This window comes from Streptomyces sp. SA15 (assembly GCF_002291145.1).
GTDB lineage: Bacteria > Actinomycetota > Actinomycetes > Streptomycetales > Streptomycetaceae > Streptomyces.
This window is the reverse complement of sequence record NZ_NTGE01000099.1, coordinates 458,170-474,993: the sequence shown is the minus strand read 5'-3', so window position 1 is coordinate 474,993 and position 16,824 is coordinate 458,170. Positions and strand designations below refer to the sequence as shown.

12 protein-coding genes and 3 pseudogenes are annotated in these 16,824 nt (G+C 68.8%); 7 read left to right on the top strand and 8 right to left on the bottom strand.

The genetic code is table 11. From position 1 onward, the window contains the following. Positions 1 to 103: 103 nt before the first annotated feature. The gene (locus tag CLM62_RS22290; protein WP_095751621.1) at positions 104 to 1,060 is read left to right on the top strand and encodes an intradiol ring-cleavage dioxygenase; all 957 of its coding nucleotides are present in this window, start codon (positions 104 to 106) and stop codon (positions 1,058 to 1,060) included. 167 nt (positions 1,061 to 1,227) lie between these two features. After that, positions 1,228 to 2,583 carry an MFS transporter gene (locus CLM62_RS22285; protein WP_095751620.1) on the top strand — a complete coding sequence of 452 codons (1,356 nt, stop codon included), beginning with the start codon at positions 1,228 to 1,230 and terminating at the stop codon, positions 2,581 to 2,583. 69 nt (positions 2,584 to 2,652) lie between these two features. On the opposite strand, the gene CLM62_RS52725 is transcribed toward CLM62_RS22285, so the two are convergent. The 3 genes from CLM62_RS52725 to CLM62_RS22270 form a co-directional block, all read right to left on the bottom strand. Next, complete coding sequence (locus CLM62_RS52725; RefSeq protein ID WP_306457927.1) at positions 2,653 to 5,808, bottom strand: S8 family peptidase; 3,156 nt, start codon at positions 5,806 to 5,808, stop codon at positions 2,653 to 2,655. A gap of 269 nt (positions 5,809 to 6,077) precedes the next feature. Beyond that, positions 6,078 to 6,755 (bottom strand): nucleotidyl transferase AbiEii/AbiGii toxin family protein, encoded by a 678-nt coding sequence (locus tag CLM62_RS22275; protein WP_095751618.1) that lies wholly within the window; start codon positions 6,753 to 6,755, stop codon positions 6,078 to 6,080. 127 nt (positions 6,756 to 6,882) lie between these two features. Then, positions 6,883 to 7,176 (bottom strand): hypothetical protein, encoded by a 294-nt coding sequence (locus tag CLM62_RS22270; protein WP_095751617.1) that lies wholly within the window; start codon positions 7,174 to 7,176, stop codon positions 6,883 to 6,885. Positions 7,177 to 7,189: 13 nt separating this feature from the next. Here CLM62_RS22270 and CLM62_RS51745 point away from each other — a divergent pair. Both CLM62_RS51745 and CLM62_RS22260 read left to right on the top strand, forming a co-directional pair. Next, a pseudogene (locus CLM62_RS51745) lies at positions 7,190 to 7,465 on the top strand (Scr1 family TA system antitoxin-like transcriptional regulator); the annotation flags it as partial. 184 nt (positions 7,466 to 7,649) lie between these two features. After that, positions 7,650 to 8,417, top strand: coding sequence for an alpha/beta hydrolase (locus CLM62_RS22260; RefSeq protein WP_095751616.1), 768 nt, complete (start codon positions 7,650 to 7,652; stop codon positions 8,415 to 8,417). 65 nt (positions 8,418 to 8,482) lie between these two features. Here CLM62_RS22260 and CLM62_RS22255 read toward each other — a convergent pair. The 3 genes and pseudogenes from CLM62_RS22255 to CLM62_RS22240 all read right to left on the bottom strand — a co-directional run. Then, positions 8,483 to 9,003 (bottom strand): annotated as a pseudogene (locus CLM62_RS22255) (transposase); the annotation flags it as partial. 73 nt (positions 9,004 to 9,076) lie between these two features. Next, positions 9,077 to 9,973: a hypothetical protein gene (locus CLM62_RS49395; RefSeq protein WP_143659125.1), complete on the bottom strand. Its 897-nt coding sequence runs from the start codon at positions 9,971 to 9,973 to the stop codon at positions 9,077 to 9,079. Beyond that, positions 9,970 to 10,374, bottom strand: coding sequence for a hypothetical protein (locus CLM62_RS22240; RefSeq protein ID WP_095751612.1), 405 nt, complete (start codon positions 10,372 to 10,374; stop codon positions 9,970 to 9,972). The genes CLM62_RS49395 and CLM62_RS22240 overlap by 4 nt, the downstream gene beginning before the upstream one ends. Positions 10,375 to 11,023: 649 nt before the next feature. Between CLM62_RS22240 and CLM62_RS22235 the strand changes: the two genes are divergently transcribed. Continuing rightward, complete coding sequence (locus CLM62_RS22235) at positions 11,024 to 11,569, top strand: hypothetical protein (protein ID WP_257003995.1); 546 nt, start codon at positions 11,024 to 11,026, stop codon at positions 11,567 to 11,569. Between the two features lie 398 nt (positions 11,570 to 11,967). On the opposite strand, the gene CLM62_RS22230 is transcribed toward CLM62_RS22235, so the two are convergent. After that, positions 11,968 to 12,333 carry a PH domain-containing protein gene (locus tag CLM62_RS22230; protein WP_095751610.1) on the bottom strand — a complete coding sequence of 122 codons (366 nt, stop codon included), beginning with the start codon at positions 12,331 to 12,333 and terminating at the stop codon, positions 11,968 to 11,970. Positions 12,334 to 12,488: 155 nt separating this feature from the next. Here CLM62_RS22230 and CLM62_RS22225 point away from each other — a divergent pair, with 155 nt between their 5' ends. After that, positions 12,489 to 13,829 carry a polysaccharide lyase family 1 protein gene (locus CLM62_RS22225; RefSeq protein WP_095751609.1) on the top strand — a complete coding sequence of 447 codons (1,341 nt, stop codon included), beginning with the start codon at positions 12,489 to 12,491 and terminating at the stop codon, positions 13,827 to 13,829. A 117-nt stretch (positions 13,830 to 13,946) separates the two neighbouring features. After that, positions 13,947 to 14,992 (top strand): annotated as a pseudogene (locus tag CLM62_RS22220) (LLM class flavin-dependent oxidoreductase). Between the two features lie 39 nt (positions 14,993 to 15,031). Here the strand turns inward: CLM62_RS22220 and metG are convergent. Next, positions 15,032 to 16,750: a methionine--tRNA ligase gene (metG, locus tag CLM62_RS22215; protein ID WP_095751608.1), complete on the bottom strand. Its 1,719-nt coding sequence runs from the start codon at positions 16,748 to 16,750 to the stop codon at positions 15,032 to 15,034. Positions 16,751 to 16,824 lie beyond the last annotated feature (74 nt).

Here is a 16,824-nt window from a genome sequence, read left to right as displayed (position 1 = left end):
ATGGCTCGGAACCGACGTCGGTTCCGAGCCATTCGCGTATGCAGGGCTCTCACCTAACTCTTACCCATGTTCCTGACAGGCGCCGTTCCTAGCGTCCTGCCCCATGACGGGAAACGAGAAGGCCCAAGGGCCCAAACACAAGCGGGATCTGACACGCCGTAAGGTCGTCGTGGCGGGAGCCGGCGCGGTGGCCGCGGTGGGAGTGGGCGGCGCCATCGCCGCGACCGCGAGCGCGGGCGAGACGAGCAAGACCGCGAGCGCCGCGAGCGCCGCGAGCCCCTCCAGCTCCTCGAGTTCCGCCGAGGTCTGCTACAAGCTCACCTCGGAAACCACCGAAGGCCCCTACTACATCGACGCCGACAAGATCCGCCAGGACATCACCGAGGACAAGGAGGGCATCCCGCTCACCCTCACCCTCAAGGTGATCGACTCCGAGACCTGCGAGCCGATCCGGAACGCGGCCGTCGACATCTGGCACTGCGACGCGCTGGGCATTTACTCGGGCTACGAGTCCATGAGCAGCGGCGGTGGCGGCGCCCCGACGGACACCCCGACGGACGCTCCCTCGGGTACGCCGACGGGTGAGCCGCCGTCTGGGGAACCCACCGGCGCCCCGGGTGGCGGTGGCGGGGGCGTGCATGAGGAGCCCACCGACGACACGCGCTACCTCCGAGGCACCTGGAAGACGGACAAGAAGGGCGTCGTCACCTTCAAGACGATCTTCCCCGGCTGGTACCGGGGCCGTTGCGTCCACATCCACACCAAGGTGCATGTCAGCGGCGAGTGGACCGACGCCGGCTACGAGGGAGGCAACACCTGCCACACCGGCCAGTTCTTCTTCGACGAGGAGTCCGTTCTCGCGTCCGCCGAGGTGGAGCCGTACTCGACGTCGACGACGGAGCGCACCACGCTCACCGAGGACACGATCTACGACCAGAGCGGCACCCAGGGCGGTCTGCTCAAGCTGAAGTACAAGAAGAACGACATCGCCAAGGGCGTCCTCGCCACCCTCACGGTCGGCGTGGATCCGGAGGCGACGCATACGGGGCAGGGGAGCTGACGGACGTAGTCGGTGTGTGGGGCGGGCGTGCGCGTTCACGCCCGCCCCGTTCACATGTATGGACATCTGCTCAACCCATTGACCCGGAAGCAACCCCTCCGTAGCGTGCCCAGGTGCCCGCGTACGTGATTGCTGTTCACGTATGTGTCCACTGAGGGGAGACAACGATGTCGGAAGCCGTGATGCCCGACGCCGAGGTGCCCGACGCCGAGCGTCGCGCCGTCGGCAAGTTCCTGCGCCGCATGATGCCGCTGCTGGTCCTGATGTTGCTGGTCAACCAGATGGACCGGACGAACGTCGGCTTCATCCAGGACGAGCTGCGGGCCGACGTCGGCGTCAGCGCCACCGCCTACGGGCTCGGGGCGGGCCTGTTCTTCATCGGATACGCCCTGTTCGAGATCCCGAGCAACATGATGCTGGAGCGCTTCGGCGCCCGGGTGTGGCTGACCCGCATCATGATCACCTGGGGTCTGGTGGTCGTGGCGATGTGCTTCATCCACAACGTGTGGATGTTCTACGGCCTTCGCTTCCTTCTCGGCGTCGCCGAGGCAGGTTTCTTCCCTGGCGTGATGCTCTACCTGACCCAGTGGCTGCCCGACTCCGCCCGGGGCCGGGGGAGCGCGATCTTCCTCGGCGGCTCGGCGACCGCGTACATCGTGACCGGTCCGATCACGGGCGCGCTGCTGGAACTGCACGGCATGGGCGGCATCGCCGGCTGGCGCTGGATGTTCGGGCTGGAGGGCGCCATCTCGATCCTCGTCGGATTCATCGCCGGCTTCTTCCTGGTCTCGCGCATCGACGACGCCCGCTGGCTCTCGCGGGAGGAGAAGGACGCGCTGGGGGCGGCGATCGCCCGCGACAAGAAGGCCCGCAGCCGAGAGCCCGAGGTCTCGCGACTCCGGCTGCTGTTCCACCCCCAGGTCGCCCTGCTGACCGGCGTCTTCTTCGCGATGACCCTGACCGGCTACGCCATCACCTTCTGGCTCCCCAGCCTGGTCGACGACATCGGCGGCCTGTCGTCCTTCCAGGTCGGGCTGCTCACCGCCGTACCGTGGATCTGCGCCGTGATCGCGATGTACACGCTGAGCCACTTCACCGACGGCGCCCCGGACCGCCGCCCGTACCTGGCGATCGCCCTGGTCGTGTCGGCCGTGGGCACGTTCCTCGCCACGCTGGGCTCCCCCTGGTTCGGCCTTGCGGCCATCACGCTCGCCGCGGTCGGCAGCAAGTGCTCGGCCAGCATGTTCTGGCCGATGTCCCAGGCCGGCCTCGACCTGAGGATCGCCGCGCCGGGCCTGGCCCTGGTCAACTCCATCGGAAACCTGGGCGGTTTCGTCTCCCCCACCCTCTTCGGCTACCTCAAGGACACGACCGGCACTACGAACGGCGGCCTGTACACGCTGTCCGCGGCGTCGCTGCTCGCGGTGGTCGGGGTCACCTTCATCCGCCGGGCGAGGGGGGCTGCCGCTCCGCTCTCGTCGGAGTCCGTGCCGGTGGCGCAGGAAAGCGCGAACCGTACGTGACGGGAAAGTGCGAACCGCCCGTGAACCCTGCGGGGTTCACGGGCGGTCGCCCACGACTGTCGCCGGGTCTTACGGCGTGACGGCCAGCCTGGTGAGTCCCACCGCCTGGGACCCGTCGCCGTACTCGACGATGCCGACGTACCGCTCACCTCGCGCCGCATCCGGCCACGCCACCGTCAGTCCGCGCAGGGCGGCCGGGGTGACGGGCTGGGTGGCGGGGGTGACGGTGGGCCGGACGGCCGGGGTCGTCTGGCCCACCTTCCACAGGCGCAGCGTGTACTGCTGGCTGTCGGTGCCCTCCGGCATGTCGTACTGCACCACGTAGACGTCGTAGTCGCCGGGCGGCAGGTCGACGTAGTCGTCCGAGCCGATCTGCGGCTGGGCGAGCACGGGAACGCCATCCTTGTCGAAGGCGTAGAGGAAGACCTGGCTACCGGGCACGTGATCCGCCGCGTCGACCGCGACCCGGGTGAACGGGGCGCCCTCCGGGACGTGGACCGGGATCTTCGCGGCGGCGTCACCGGTGTGCGGGTCCGCCAGGAAGTCCGACTGGTCCTCGCCGGTGAGGGTGCCGTGGATCTTTTCGGCCTTGTACAGCTCCGCCCGCGCGGTCAAGTCACCCTTCCAGTCCGCCCGTACGGCGAGCTGAGTGGACCGCTCACCCTTGACGTTGATCTCGACCGGTGCGGCGACGTGGGCGGCGCGCAGCGCGATCGGGCTGGTGACCCGATGGTGGCTGTGGGCGTCGCTCCAGGTGAGGGAGCCGGAGGACCAGGCGCCGTAGGCGGCGTCGGTGCGGGTGAAGGTGACCCGGTACGTCGCCGAGCCGCCCGGAAGCACGGTCAGGCGCTTCGGGGTGACCTCGGCCTGGTAGCCGGGCGGCGTCTGGAGCGTCGCCTTGTACGTGGCGATGTCCCTGCCGACGTTGGTGACCGTGCGGGTCACCGTCTGCCGCCCGGCCAGGTCGCCGACCGCGATCGACGGGTAGTTCAGGTCGCTGGGGTCGATGGGACGGGTGGTCGCGCAGGCGTCGCCGCCGTCCTTGGTGGTCGGCCGCAGTCTCAGGCCGCAGAGGTACGACGTCCAGTCCGCGGACGTGGAGTCGTAGACCAGGCCGGGGTCGGCGGCCAGGGTGGCCCGGGGAGAGCCGGCGCCGTAGTCGAGCGGGGTCGCGGAGTCGGCATCCTCCCGGCCGATAGGCTCGCCCTCGTTGTCGGTGGTCGTCGCCGTGGTCATCAGCGCCGACTTGACCTCCATGGGCGACCAGTCGGGGTGCAGCTGCTTCAGCAGCGCGGCGAGACCGGATATGTGCGGGGTCGCCATCGAGGTGCCCTGCCAGAAGCCGAAGCGGTCCGGGAACCCGGCGCCGCCGCCGGGCACGGTGCCCGCGAGGACCATGCTGCCCGGTGCGGCGATGTCCGGCTTGAGCATGTCGCCGCCGCTGTAGCGGTCGGGGCCGCCGGAGGAGAACGAGGTGACCTGCGGAGCGCGGATCTGGGTGATGCTGCTGGGGGTGAACTCTCCCGTGGCGCCGGAGCCGGCCGCGTACTCCTTGACCGTCTTCGCGTCCTCCTGGGTCAGCTGGATCAGGGGCAGGTCAAAGTTGTCGGGGTAGAAGTTCTGGGAACTGGTCGCGGTGTTGGCCAGGACCACCGCCACGCCGCCCGCGTCCGTGACCGCCTTGGTCTTGTCCTCGATGAACAGGTTGTCGCCGCCCCGGTCGCAGACGACGATCCTCCCCTTCGTCTTTCCGGGATCCAGCGTGCCCGGCGCGCACAGCGTGGCCTGCGCGGCGTCCGCGTCCGGCTCGCGTACGTCACCGGAGTTGACCAGCGGGGCCGAGGGAACCGGGGACTGCAGCCTGTTGTTGGTGAAGCGGCGGCCGTCGCCCAGGACCAGCGCCGAGCTGTAGCCGGTGTCGTGCGTCTCCGCGGCGACGGTGGTGATCCACGGCGCGGTGTTCTCCACCGTGTCGGGGCCGCTGTTGCCGGCGGCGGCGGAGACGAATACGCCGGCCTTCGCGGCGTTGAACATGGCCTCCCTGGAGGTCGGACTGGTGAGCGTCCCGCCGATGGAGTAGCTGATGACGTCCACGCCGTCCGCCACGGCCTTGTCGATCGCCGCCGTGGTGTCCGAGTACCAGCAGCCGTCGTGCCAGCAGGTCTTGTACGCGGCCACCCGGGCCGCCGGCGCGACACCACTGACCTTGCCGCGCAGACCGAGACCCGGTATCTCCGCCGGGGTGTCGTGGTTGCCGGCGGCGGTCGTGGCGGTGTGCGTGCCGTGGCTGTCCATGTCCATGGGGGACGAGACGTCCTCGGGGCTGGGATCGGGGACGCCGGCGCGGAACCACTGGGCGCCGATCAGCTTGTTGTTGCAGGTGACCTTGTGGGCGGGGTCGTCGCCCCCGTCGCAGGTGCCGCGCCACTTCTTGGCGATGACGTCGGCGTCGGGGCGGGGTTCGGAGAGCGGGGCGAGCATCGGGTTGGTCGGGTCGATGCCGGTGTCCACGACGCCGACGATCACGCCTTCGCCGGCGTGCCCTGGGCCGCCGAGTTTCGACCAGAGGCCGTTCTTGCCGTCCAGGCCGAGGAAGCGGGGGATGTCGGGTGGGGGTGCTGCGGCCGCGGCTTCGCCTTCGGCCTTGTTCGTGTTCCCACCCGCACTGCCCGTGCGACTTTCGTTGTCGGGTGCGGGTGACCCCTGTGGGGCTCCCTGTGGGGAGTGTTCGCCGTCGGCGGCTGCCGGTCCGCTGCCGTCCACTGCGGCTGCCGGGCCGCGGTGGTCCGCTGCGGCTGTCGGGCGGCGGTCGTCTCCGGCCGCTGACGGTATGCCGGTGGGTGTGGTGGTCCGGCCGGGTGTCAGGGGAAGGCGGTCGGCCTTGTCCCGGGTCAGCGAGACCACGCCGGGGGTGGCGGCCAGTTCCGCCGCTTGACGGGCGGTGAGTTTCGCGGCGAAGCCGTTGAAGGCGTAGTCGTACTCGTAGAGCTTCTTGATGCCGGGGACTTCGTCGAGCACCTCGTCGCGGCGGGAGTCCAGGTGCCGTAGGTAGGCCCCGACCGCGCTCGTGCCTGTCTTGAGCCGGTCTCCAGGGGCCGGGGCGGTGCGCTTCAGGCCGCCCACGCCGCCCTGGTAGGTGGCGACGGGCTGGTCGGCGAGCTTCACCACGTAGGTCCCGGCGCGGTAGCCGGGGTTGCCGGTGGTATCAGCGTGGGCGGGGGCCACCGTTCCGGCGAGGGCCAGGGCCCCGGTCAGAAGGGGCGTCAGGAGTCTGACGGATGCCCTGTCATGTCTTTTGTTGTGTGACAACTCTTATCCATATTGGTCGATTTGGTGAGCTGTACTTCCCCCAGACCCCAATAGCAACAGAAGTCACCGCAGTTGAGAATCTTGAAGTCTCAGACAAACCCAACCTTCACAGAGGTCACACAGACGAACCGCCCGTAGAATCCTGTGAGTTCACGGGCGGTTGGTCCCTCGGCTACGTGGTGCGATCACTCGTCGGCCGGCGGCTCCGACGCCTCCTCTTCGAGGAGGCGTTCCGCGATGTCGTTCGCCCAGCTCTGGGCCCACTGGCGGAGGGCCTGGACGGACTGCTCGTCGAGGCCGTGGACGGTGAAGTCGCGGTCGTCGAGCCACTCGATGCCCTCCAGGCGGGACTGGAGGTCGGTGAGGTCGAAGGCGTCGTGGGCGTGGCGGCGGCCCAGTTCCTCCAGTTCGGTCGGGCTCCAGTGGGCCGCGGCGGCGTGGACGTCGACGAGGTCGCGGGCGGCACCGCGATCGGCGAGGGCACGGACCCTGGTCCCGATGACGTCCTCGAGGGAGAGGGCCGGGCCGAGGCCGGTCTCGACCGGCGGGTGCCAGAGGGTCTCCTTCAGGAGATCGACCGTCTGTTCCTCGCCCGTGGCGGGGTCGGTGACGAGCAGGCGGGCGGAGAGCGGGTCGGTCTCCAGGGAGCGCACGGGCCAGCCGCGTTCCGCCAGTCCGGCGAGGACGGTGGCCGCGATGCGCTCCATGGGCTCGGCGGATTCGGTCGCCAGCTCCAGGTCCTGCACCCGCCGGTCGACCAGGCCGTGCGCGCGGACCGCGTGGTCGCCGGCCAGGAGCAGGGGGTAGGCGGCGCCGATGGTCAGGAGGTCGTGGAGGAGGCGGGGGGCTGTGGTGTTGTTCACGTAGTCGCCCGTGTGCGGGGGGTGTTCATGGGGCGATTATCGCGGGGGTGCGCATGCCGGCGTGCTTGTGCGTGTCGCGGGTCTGCGGCGCGGGTCTGCGTCGCGGCCGTACACCGGAGAACGCACGTCAGGCGCTCCAGGCGCGGAGCACGTCCTGCGGCCCCCACACCAGCTGGACGCCGTCGTCGTTCAGCGGCTCCGTCGTCCCGGACAGGGAGACCCCCGCCAGACCCGTGGTGCCCGGGATGAAGCCGGGGACGTGGGGAGCGCTCGTGCGGAGGGCGGTCAGGTCGCGCTGGTCGAAGGGGGAGGCCGGCCACTTCACGGAGCCGGCGAAGTAGAGCGTGCTCGCGACGGGTGCGCGGTCGGCGCCGATCAGATGGATCTCCGGGGAGAACTGGCGGTTCCACCAGCCGCCCACGACCTCGGTGGTTCCGTACGAGACGGTCCTGCACGAGTCCGTGCTCCGGACTCGCGTCGCGGACCGGCGGGTTGCACGTGCCCAACTCGACGAACTGCTACGTCAGTCGGAACGCCCGAACGTCACAGTGCGGGTGATCCCCTTCGACTTCGACGGATTCGGTGGAGCGAGTTCGTCGTTGGTGTACGCGGGTGGTCCCATTCCCGCACTGGACACCGTGCAGCGGGACACTCCTTACGGATCGGCCTTCCTGGATGCCGCCGCTCAACTCCGCGCCATGCGAACACTCCAAAAGGGTTGAAGGGATGATCATCGGGCTGGTAGCTTTCAGTCGACCGTGACACCGCCCGAGGAGGTGAGACCCATGAACGTTGTATCGACGTGGGTGCTCCCCCTTCCCATCACGGCCGGCGATTGACGTAGGTGTCGCCGGGAGCGCCTCGCCAACAAGGCACTCCCGAAGGGCAACACCTATGCACTCTCTGCAGTTCACCGCGCAGTCGTCGTCGAACGGCATGCTCGAACGCGACTTCACCGTGGGTGACGTCCCCGGCGTCCTCTGGTCGCCGGCCTCCAATGCGGCCCATCGCGCGCCCCTGATCCTGATGGCCCACGGCGGCGGCAACCACAAGAAGCACCCGGCGATGTCCGGCCGCGCCCAGCTCCTCGTGACCGGCTACGGCTTCCACGTCGCCGTCATCGACGCGCCCGGTCACGGCGACCGGCCGCGCACGGCACACGACGAGGCGGAAATCGCCGAGCTGTTCCGGGCGAGGGCGGCGGGCGAGCCGGAAGGCCCGATCGTCGTGCGCTACAACGACCACTTGGCGGAGCTCGCCGTACCCGAGTACCAGGCGACTCTGGATGCCCTGCAGGAACTCCCGGAGATCGGCACCGACGGGCCGGTCGGCTTCTGGGGCATCAACATGGGCACCGCGATCGGCGTACCGTTCGTGGCGATCGAACCCAGGATCACCGCCGCGGTCTTCGGTCAGCACTGGCCCGATGTCCTGGCCGAGAAGGCGAAGCAGATCACCATCCCGATCGAGTTCGACCTGCAGTGGGACGACGAGCACATCTCGCGCGAGGAGGGTCTCGCGCTGTTCGACGCCTTCGCCTCGAAGGAGAAGTCGTTGCACGTGAACTCGGGCAAGCACAAGGAGCTGCCCCGGTTCGAGGCCGACAGCGCGGTCCGGTTCTTCGCCCGGCACCTCGGCGGAGCGGTCACCGCCTCGGCCTGACGTGCGCGGTTGCGGCGTCCGGCTTGCCAGCCAGGCGCCGCGACTGCGGCCCCGGGTTGAGGCTGCCGCGAGCGACCCAGCGCCGCCGCCTTGAGCCGGGCCCGGCGGCGCCGACGCAGCCGTCGGCGCTCGGCCCGCTCGGACTCCCCAGCCAGCGAGTCGACGGTCGCCGAGGCGATTTGCCCGGTTTCCGTGGCCCCTTTTCCTGCGGCGCGGCCTCTTCCAGCGCCGTCAGGACCTCCGGTTCCACCACCATCCCGGCCGCGTCGTGATGGGCACGGGCCACCGTGGAGTCCACGCTGATCAGGGACATGTCGGCCTGTCCGCGCCGAGCGGGCTCGGCGATCATCCCCTCCATCAGCGCGGCGAACATGCCGACGTCGCGCCACTGGGTGAAGCGGCCGTAGACCGTCTGCCAGGCCCCGAACTCCTCTGGCGTCTCTCGCCATTGGCTGCCAGTGCGGCACCGCCGGATGACGCCCTCGAACTGCTCTCGCAGGCGCTGCGGGAAAGGGCCGTACTGCCCTATCGGCAGAAACGGCTCTATCAGTTCCCACTCGGCATCGCTCAGTTCACGGCGCGTCACCGGAGCGTTCTATCAGCTCGGCGTGATCCTCGGGTCCGAAACAGACCGCATTGATCAGGACTCCAGACAGGCCCTAGTAGACGAACGGGAACTGGGCGCCGTCCACATCCGGGTTCTTGACGTTGGGCGGGGTGGATTCCTTGAGCTGCACCCTCACGTTGACCTGATACGTGGCTCCCTGCACCAGATCGGTATGGATCTCCCGCTCCCCCCACTGCTTCTTGCCGGTGCCTTGTGGTGAGGCGACCTCGCCGGGGAATTTCAGGCTGGTGTCCGTCGGGTAGACCGCGTGGTAGCCGTCTTTGTCCTTCAGCCAGAGGTGGACGTCCACCAGCACGGTCCCCTTGGTGGTGCGCCACTCCGCGATCATGAAGACCCGGTCGCCCTCGCGCCGCCAGCAAGGGCGGGTCTCCACGTCGGCCACGCCGGCCGCAACCCAGGCACGGCACTGCTTGTCGGGTGCCGGGTTCTTCCAGGACGGAAGCGCCGACGCACTCGGGTTCCGGGTCGCCGGTGTCGGTGACGGCTTGGGTTCTGCCGTGGCCTTGGTCGGTGGGGCCGCAGGCGCCGCAGGGGTGGACGGCCGCGACGTGGTCGAGCGGGAAGCGGAGGGCGAGGCGGACGACGGCGCGACCGACGCGGTCTGCCTGGCCGGTGCGTCCGGGCGCGGCGCATCGGCCGCGGCCTTGCTGTCCTCGGACGAGACCGATCGCAGCAACAACCATGTTCCGCCGGCTCCTCCCAGGAGGACCAGGACGGCAGCCATCGCGGTCAGGGAACCGGTCAGCGCGTACAGGGCGGGCTTCCGCCGATTGGGCGCGCTCGGCGGAAGCGGCGGGGCCGACCCGTGGTAGTGGTGCTCGTGGAAGTTCTGGTCGCCGCTCGCCTGGTACGCCCGGCCGCTGTCGGACGGTGACGACGTGAAGGACGACGGGCCCGCCCCCGCAGGCCCCGTCGATCGTCCGGTCATCGCTCGGTGATGTGCTGGTCGCGGCCGGCCTGGTACACACGGGCGTTGCCCGTGGGGCTGGCGTTGAAGACGACTGCGGCGGGCTGGGTCTGGGTGGGGGCGAGCACCTCGTCCAGCATGCGCCGCACCTCCTCGGCGACGTCCGGGCGTGCGGCGAGCAGGCGGAGGAACTTGCCCCGCCAGTCGTCGGCCACTGCTTCCGCGAGGTCATCCGCACCGGGGGCCTCGAGCAGTTCCCTGGTCTCCAGAAGCTCGGCCTCCACGGTCTCGGCGCGGTCCGGGCAGGCCCGCCGCCACAGCGAACCCACGGCAGTCCTGGTTCGCTCCCAGACATTGGTGGTGAGCGCGGTCACGACCGCGGTACCGGCTGTCGAGGCGAGTGCCATCAGTTCGGCATCCACGCTCCACCCCTCTCTCATGACGCTGTGCAGGGCCGACATCTTAGGGACAAATCCCACGAGAATGGGGCTAGTTGACGTCTTCGGGGTGATGTGGCGACAGATGTTGACGTATGTCGTCAGGCGGAGGCGGAAGAGCTCGGGTTCGCTCTGTAACGCTTTGCGCGCCCCAGTCCAAGAACAAGTGAAGTGCCTTTGAAGACTCCGGTGAACTCCGAGGATGGGGACCGGGGAGCCTCCGACGAGAGGGAGACGCCTGTGGATGGCGCGGAACGGTTACGGGGTGGGCCCGCCGCGGCGGTGTGTTACCCGCAGCTCTTCGAGGAGTGAGCGCGTACCGGTACGGCGACGGGTCCATTTCCCGAATGTCAGCGAAGTTTGACCACCGAGCAGTTCGTGTCACCGAAGTTTGACCGCTGGGAATGCCCAGGTCGGCGGTCCAACGCATCTTCCGTGGGCGCCCGTGCCAATCCGGCGCCGTGCATCAGAGTCGTCCCGTGCTGTGTCGGTACCCCGTTCGTCCACCAGGGATGAGGGGAACGAACCGTTCGGCATTCCACCAAGCAGAGGTGCTCCGCGGCGAAGGTGGGTAGAGGTTCCCGGTCGTAGAGCGATGAGCGTGCGACATCAGGGAATCGGTCGGGGAGGGACTGTGGCGCTCTTGGATCAACTGCCCGCTCTGATAGGCGTCGTGGTCGGTTCGCTCGGCTCGTACGCGGTTCAGAGCTTGACCGAGCGTCGGCGGTGGCAGCGGCAGCGGGAGGAGCGGTGGGACGAGAAACGCTTCGAGACGTATGGCCGTTACGCCAATGCCCTCAAGGCGCAGCTTCGCCTCGCCCAGCGCATCGGCGCCGCTCTTGGTTTCGCGGACGTGGCCGATCCGCTGTCGCCAGCCGACGGTCTGCCTCTCCTCGCCGATGCGGAGTCCCGCCGCGCGACAGAGTGGGAGTCCGTCCTGCTCGTCGGGGACGCGGCGACGATCGCGGCGGCGCGGCGCTGGCACGAGACGATCTGGACCATCGAGCTGCTCGTACGGGAGGGGCCAGTCGACGCGGAGATGTGGACCAAGGCCCATCAGCTGGCGAGTGCGGCGCGTGATGCCTTCTACGAGAGCGCGCGGCGGGACCTCGGCATCGTGGGAGATCCGCCGCCGTCGGGTGAGTGGCCACGACCCTGGCAGGCCGAACTCTCCGGGTGATTCACGGGAGCTTCAAGGGCCGCGTCCGTCAGGTCAACCATGGCGTAGCACAGCCGCAGCGCGGCCGCGGAGGCCCAGTGGGTCCGCGTGCAATCCAAGTGCGTGCGGCGGATAGGTCCACCGTTTACGAGGTGCGGTCGAGTCCGGCGTGCGCCGTACACGCTTCCCAGCCGACCCGGGCCACGACAGCCGGAAGGGCTGAGATCGGGGGTGATTGGCAGATCTGTTCCACCCCTGCGAAGGAAAACCCCAGGTGAGGTGGCCGTGCCGGTGGAACAGATCTGCCAATCACTGGGCGAGCGTCCGGGCCCCCGCGCCAGATCTTTGCGCGCCCGGCAGAGGTCAAAACTCGAGCTGAAGTCCCGGGCGCCCTGCGTGACGGAAGCGGTGGCGGCGAGCTATCGCGCCACGAACTGCGTGAGGATCGCCTGCACCTCGTAGATGTCGACCCCCTTGGTGAACGTCTTCTGCACCGGCACCGAGTTGCCCGAGATCCAGATCTTCAGCTCGGCGTCGAGGTCGAACGTGCCGGCCGTCTCCACCGCGAAGTGGGTGATGCTGCGGTATGGGATGGAGTGGTACTCCACCTTCTTGCCGGTGATGCCCTGCTTGTCGACCAGGATCAGGCGGCGGTCGGTGAACAGGATGACGTCACGGACCAGCTGGTACGCCGCCTGCACCTGCTCCCCGGCGCCCAGCAGCCGCGCGAAGTCCTGCTGCGCCTGACCCGGATCGACGGTGTGCGCGTTGCCGAACAGTGCCATGGATGGATCCCCCTCAGCCGATTCACGCCGATGCGTAAATCTTCTCTGCTGCGGCAACCCTAATGACCTCCGCGGCCACTGAGGAGTCGTAAGCCCCGTTCACGGGAGCTTCACGAACAGCACGAGCAGCACACACCCACGTAAAGGACTCCTCCGTGGCATCCCCTACTCACCGCCGGTCCCTCCGCAAGCGGCGCACCGTCGTCGTCACCGCCGCCGTCGCGGCGGCCGGTGTCGGCGCCGGCTTATTAGTGGTGAACGCGAACGCCGAGGCCGTCGACCTGTACCATCAGGCCCTGCCCGCCAAGGACGGCTGGGCGGCCTCCGGGTCCGGTACGACCGGTGGCGCCAAGGCCGACTCCGCGCACACGTACACCGTGTCCACCCGCGCGCAGCTCGTGAAGGCGCTGGGGTCGGTTTCCGACACCACCCCGCGGATCATCAAGGTCAAGGGCACCATCGACGCCAACACCGACGACTCGGGCAAGAAGCTGAGCTGCGCCGACTACGCCGCCGGTACCGGGTACTCGCTGGACTCGTACCTGAAGGCGTACGACCCCGGCACCTGGGGCAAGAAGGCGCCGTCGGGCGGCCAGGAGGACGCCCGCGCGGCCGCCGCGGCCAAGCAGAAGAAGAACATCGTCTTCAGGGTGCCCGCCAACACCACCATCGTGGGTGTCCCCGGTACGAACGCCGGGATCAAGGGCGGCAGCCTCCAGGTGCAGAACGTGGACAACGTCATCGTCCGCAACCTCACCTTCGCCGCCACCGAGGACTGCTTCCCGCAGTGGGACCCGACGGACGGCTCGGCGGGCGAGTGGAACTCCAACTACGACTCCGTCACCCTGCGCGGGGCGACCCACGTCTGGGCCGACCACAACACGTTCACCGACGCCCCGTTCTTCGACAGCGCTCAGAAGACGTACTTCGGCCGCAAGTACCAGATCCACGACGGCGCCCTCGACATCACCAACGGCTCCGACCTGGTGACCGTGGAGCGCAATCAATTCACCAACCACGACAAGACGATGCTGATCGGCAGCAGCGACACCGACAGCACCGGCAAGCTGCGTGTCTCCATCCACCACAACGTGTGGAAGGGGATCGTGCAGAGGGCGCCCCTGGCCCGTATCGGCCAGATCCACCTCTACAACAACTTCTACGACACGACCACGCTCAACGGCTACGCGGCCAAGTACAGCCTCGACTCGCGGGCCAAGGCCCAGGTCGTCGCCGAGCACAACGCCTGGCAGCTGCCGTCCGGCGCGAAGGTCGCCAAGCTGCTCAGCGGCGACGGCACGGGGTCGGTCGCGGGCGGCGGCAACCTCGTCAACGGCACGGCCACCGACATCGTCGCCGCGTACAACGCCGCGAACTCGAAGAAGCTGAAGACGACGGTGAACTGGACGCCGACGCTCACGGCGGGTCTGGAGAAGTCCGCGAAGAGCCTGCCGACGGACCTGCTGAAGACCACGGGCGCCGGGGTTCTTTCCTGACTCCCCTGACCACATGAACTCATGGGAGGGGCCTGGGACTTGACGTCCCGGGCCCCGCTCACTAGGCACGGGAACCGTCAGCACAACCGCTCAGTCCCGCTACGGAAGGCGGCGCCCGTGAAGTTCAGCTACGCCATGCTCCCCGACTACCCGCTCCAGAGTCGCTGGCCTCGATCAGAGTCGCCGACGAACTCGGCTTCCATGCCTGCTACGCCGCCGACGAGACCTGGCACAAGGACATGTGGCTGCTGTTCGCGGCGGCCGGGCAGACCAGCCGGATCCGGTTAGGGCCGAGCGTCTCCCCCGTCACGCTCCGCGAGCCGACGCTGATCGCCCAGGCGCTGGCCACGCTCGACGAACTGTCCGGCGGGCGCGCGGAGGGCGTGCTGTCCAGCGGGAACTTCGGGCTCCTCGCGCAGTACGGCATCGACTGGGCCCGCACGCGCCCGCTGTCCCGGGTGAAGGAGGCGCTGCACGTCGTACGCACCCTGCTGGACGAGGGGGCCATCTCGTACGACGGGGAGTTCTTCTCCTACCAGGGACTGTTCACCTTCGCCCGGCCGGTGCAGGAGCGGGTGCCGCTGAAGCTGGGGGCGATGCGCGGGCCCAAGTCCTTCGAGGCGGCGGGTGAGCTGTCGGACGGCTGCCACCACGCGCTGAGCTACACGCGCGAGGCATACGACTACGCGGTGCGGCACATCCAGGTCGGAGCCGAGCGGGCGGGCAAGGACTGGCGGTCGCTGGACATCGGTGCCTGGGTCGTTTTCGCCACCGGGCCCGACTCCGTCGCAGCCAAGGACGCGGCCCGCAGCATGGTCGGCATCTACGCCACCTCGATGCCCGAGGAGCAACTGCGCCGCAATGGCGTGGACCCCGGCGAGCTGAAACCGGTCATCGACGCCATCGCGGCCGGTGACCTCGCCCGCGGCATCGAGCTCACCACCCCCGAGATCGCCGAACGTCTCTCCATCGCCGGCACCCCCGAGGAGTGCCGGGACAAGATTCAGCGGGAGATCGCCCCGGCCGGTGTCAACCACATGATCTGTGCCGTCACCGACCGGACTCTCGTGAAGGCTTTCACGGGCCGTGATCTGGAGGATGTGGCGGATGTGAACACCCAGCTGCGGCTGATCCACGACACGATCATGCCCGCGTTCGCCTGAGGGCCCTGGAGCGGTGGCCCCGGAGAGGCCAGTGCCAGGTCACTCCGGGGCGCCGCCGAAGCGCTCCTTGTACGTCTCCAGGTCCTCGTCCGTGATCTTGGTGAAGAGGACCGGGGGGACCGTGAAGGACGTGCCGACCGGGACGGAGGACAGGGCGCGGGCCTCGTCGGCCGTGACCCACTGGGCCGTGTCGTCGGGCAGGGTGAACGCCGAGCGCATGGCCTTCGCCGAGGCCGGGATGAAGGGCTCCGAGACCACCGAGTAGAGGTGGATGAGGTTCATCGCCGTACGCAGGGTCAGGGCCGCGCCCTCCGGGTTGGTCTTGATCTCCAGCCAGGGGGCCTTCTCCTCCAGGTAGGAGTTGCCGGCCGACCACAGGGCGCGCAGGGCGGCCGCCGCCTTGCGGAACTGGATGGCCTCCATCTGCTCCTCGTACTCCGCGAGGAGGCGGGTGATCTCCTCACCCAGCTTGGCCTCCGCCTCGCCGGGCTCGCCGCCCGCTGGGACGTCGTCGCCGAAGCGCTTGCGGGAGAAGGACAGGACGCGGTTGACGAAGTTGCCGAGGGTGTCGGCGAGGTCCTTGTTCACCGTGGCCGTGAAGTGCTCCCAGGTGAAGGAGGAGTCGTCGGACTCGGGGGCGTTCGCCATCATGAAGTAGCGCCAGAAGTCGGCGGGCAGGATCTCCAGCGCGTCGTGCGTGAAGACACCGCGGCGCTGCGAGGTGGAGAACTTGCCGCCGTAGTAGTTCAGCCAGTTGAAGGCCTTGATGACGTCGACCTTCTTCCATGGCGCGCGGGTGCCCAGCAGGGTCGCCGGGAACATCACGCTGTGGAAGGGGACGTTGTCCTTGCCCATGAACTGCGTGTAGTGGACGTCCGCCTCCGACTCCCACCACCACGAGCGCCAGTCGCGGTTGCCGGTCGGGTCCTGGTCCGCCCATTCCTTCGTCGCCCCGATGTACTCGATCGGCGCGTCGAACCAGACGTAGAAGACCTTGCCCTCGGCTGCCAGGTCCGGCCACGTGTCGGCCGGGACCGGGACGCCCCAGTCCAGGTCGCGGGTGATCGCGCGGTCGTGCAGGCCCTCCGTGAGCCACTTGCGGGCGATGGAGGAGGCGAGGATCGGCCAGTTGTCGGCGCGCTCGTCGACCCAGGTCTCGACCTCGCCGGCGAGGGCCGACTGGAGGAGGAAGAGGTGCTTGGTCTCGCGGACCTCCAGGTCACTGCTGCCGCTGATCGCCGAGCGGGCGTCGATCAGGTCGGTGGGGTCCAGGACGCGGGTGCAGTTCTCGCACTGGTCGCCTCGGGCCTTGTCGTAGCCGCAGTGCGGGCAGGTGCCGATGATGTAGCGGTCGGGGAGGAAGCGGCCGTCGGCGTTGGAGTACACCTGGCGGATCGCCCGCTCCTCGATGAAGCCGTTCGCCTTCAGCTCGCGGGCGATCTCCTGCGTGATCTCGCGGTTCTGCGGGGAGGAGCTGCGGCCGAAGTAGTCGAAGGCCAGGTCGAAGCCGTCGTATACGGCCTTCTGGGCGTCGTGGGCCTGCGCGCAGAACTCGTCGACCGGGATGCCCTGCTCCTTCGCGGCCAGCTCGGCGGGGGTGCCGTGCTCGTCGGTCGCGCAGATGTAGAGGACGTCGTGGCCGCGCTGGCGGAGGTACCGGGAGTACACGTCCGCCGGGAGCATGGACCCCACCATGTTGCCCAGGTGCTTGATCCCGTTGATGTACGGAAGGGCGCTGGTGATGAGGTGTCGAGCCATCGGGGGCTGCTCCCAGGTCGGGTGGTTTTACGAGGCTTGCGTACGAACCTTGAAATCGTATCCGACATGGGTGG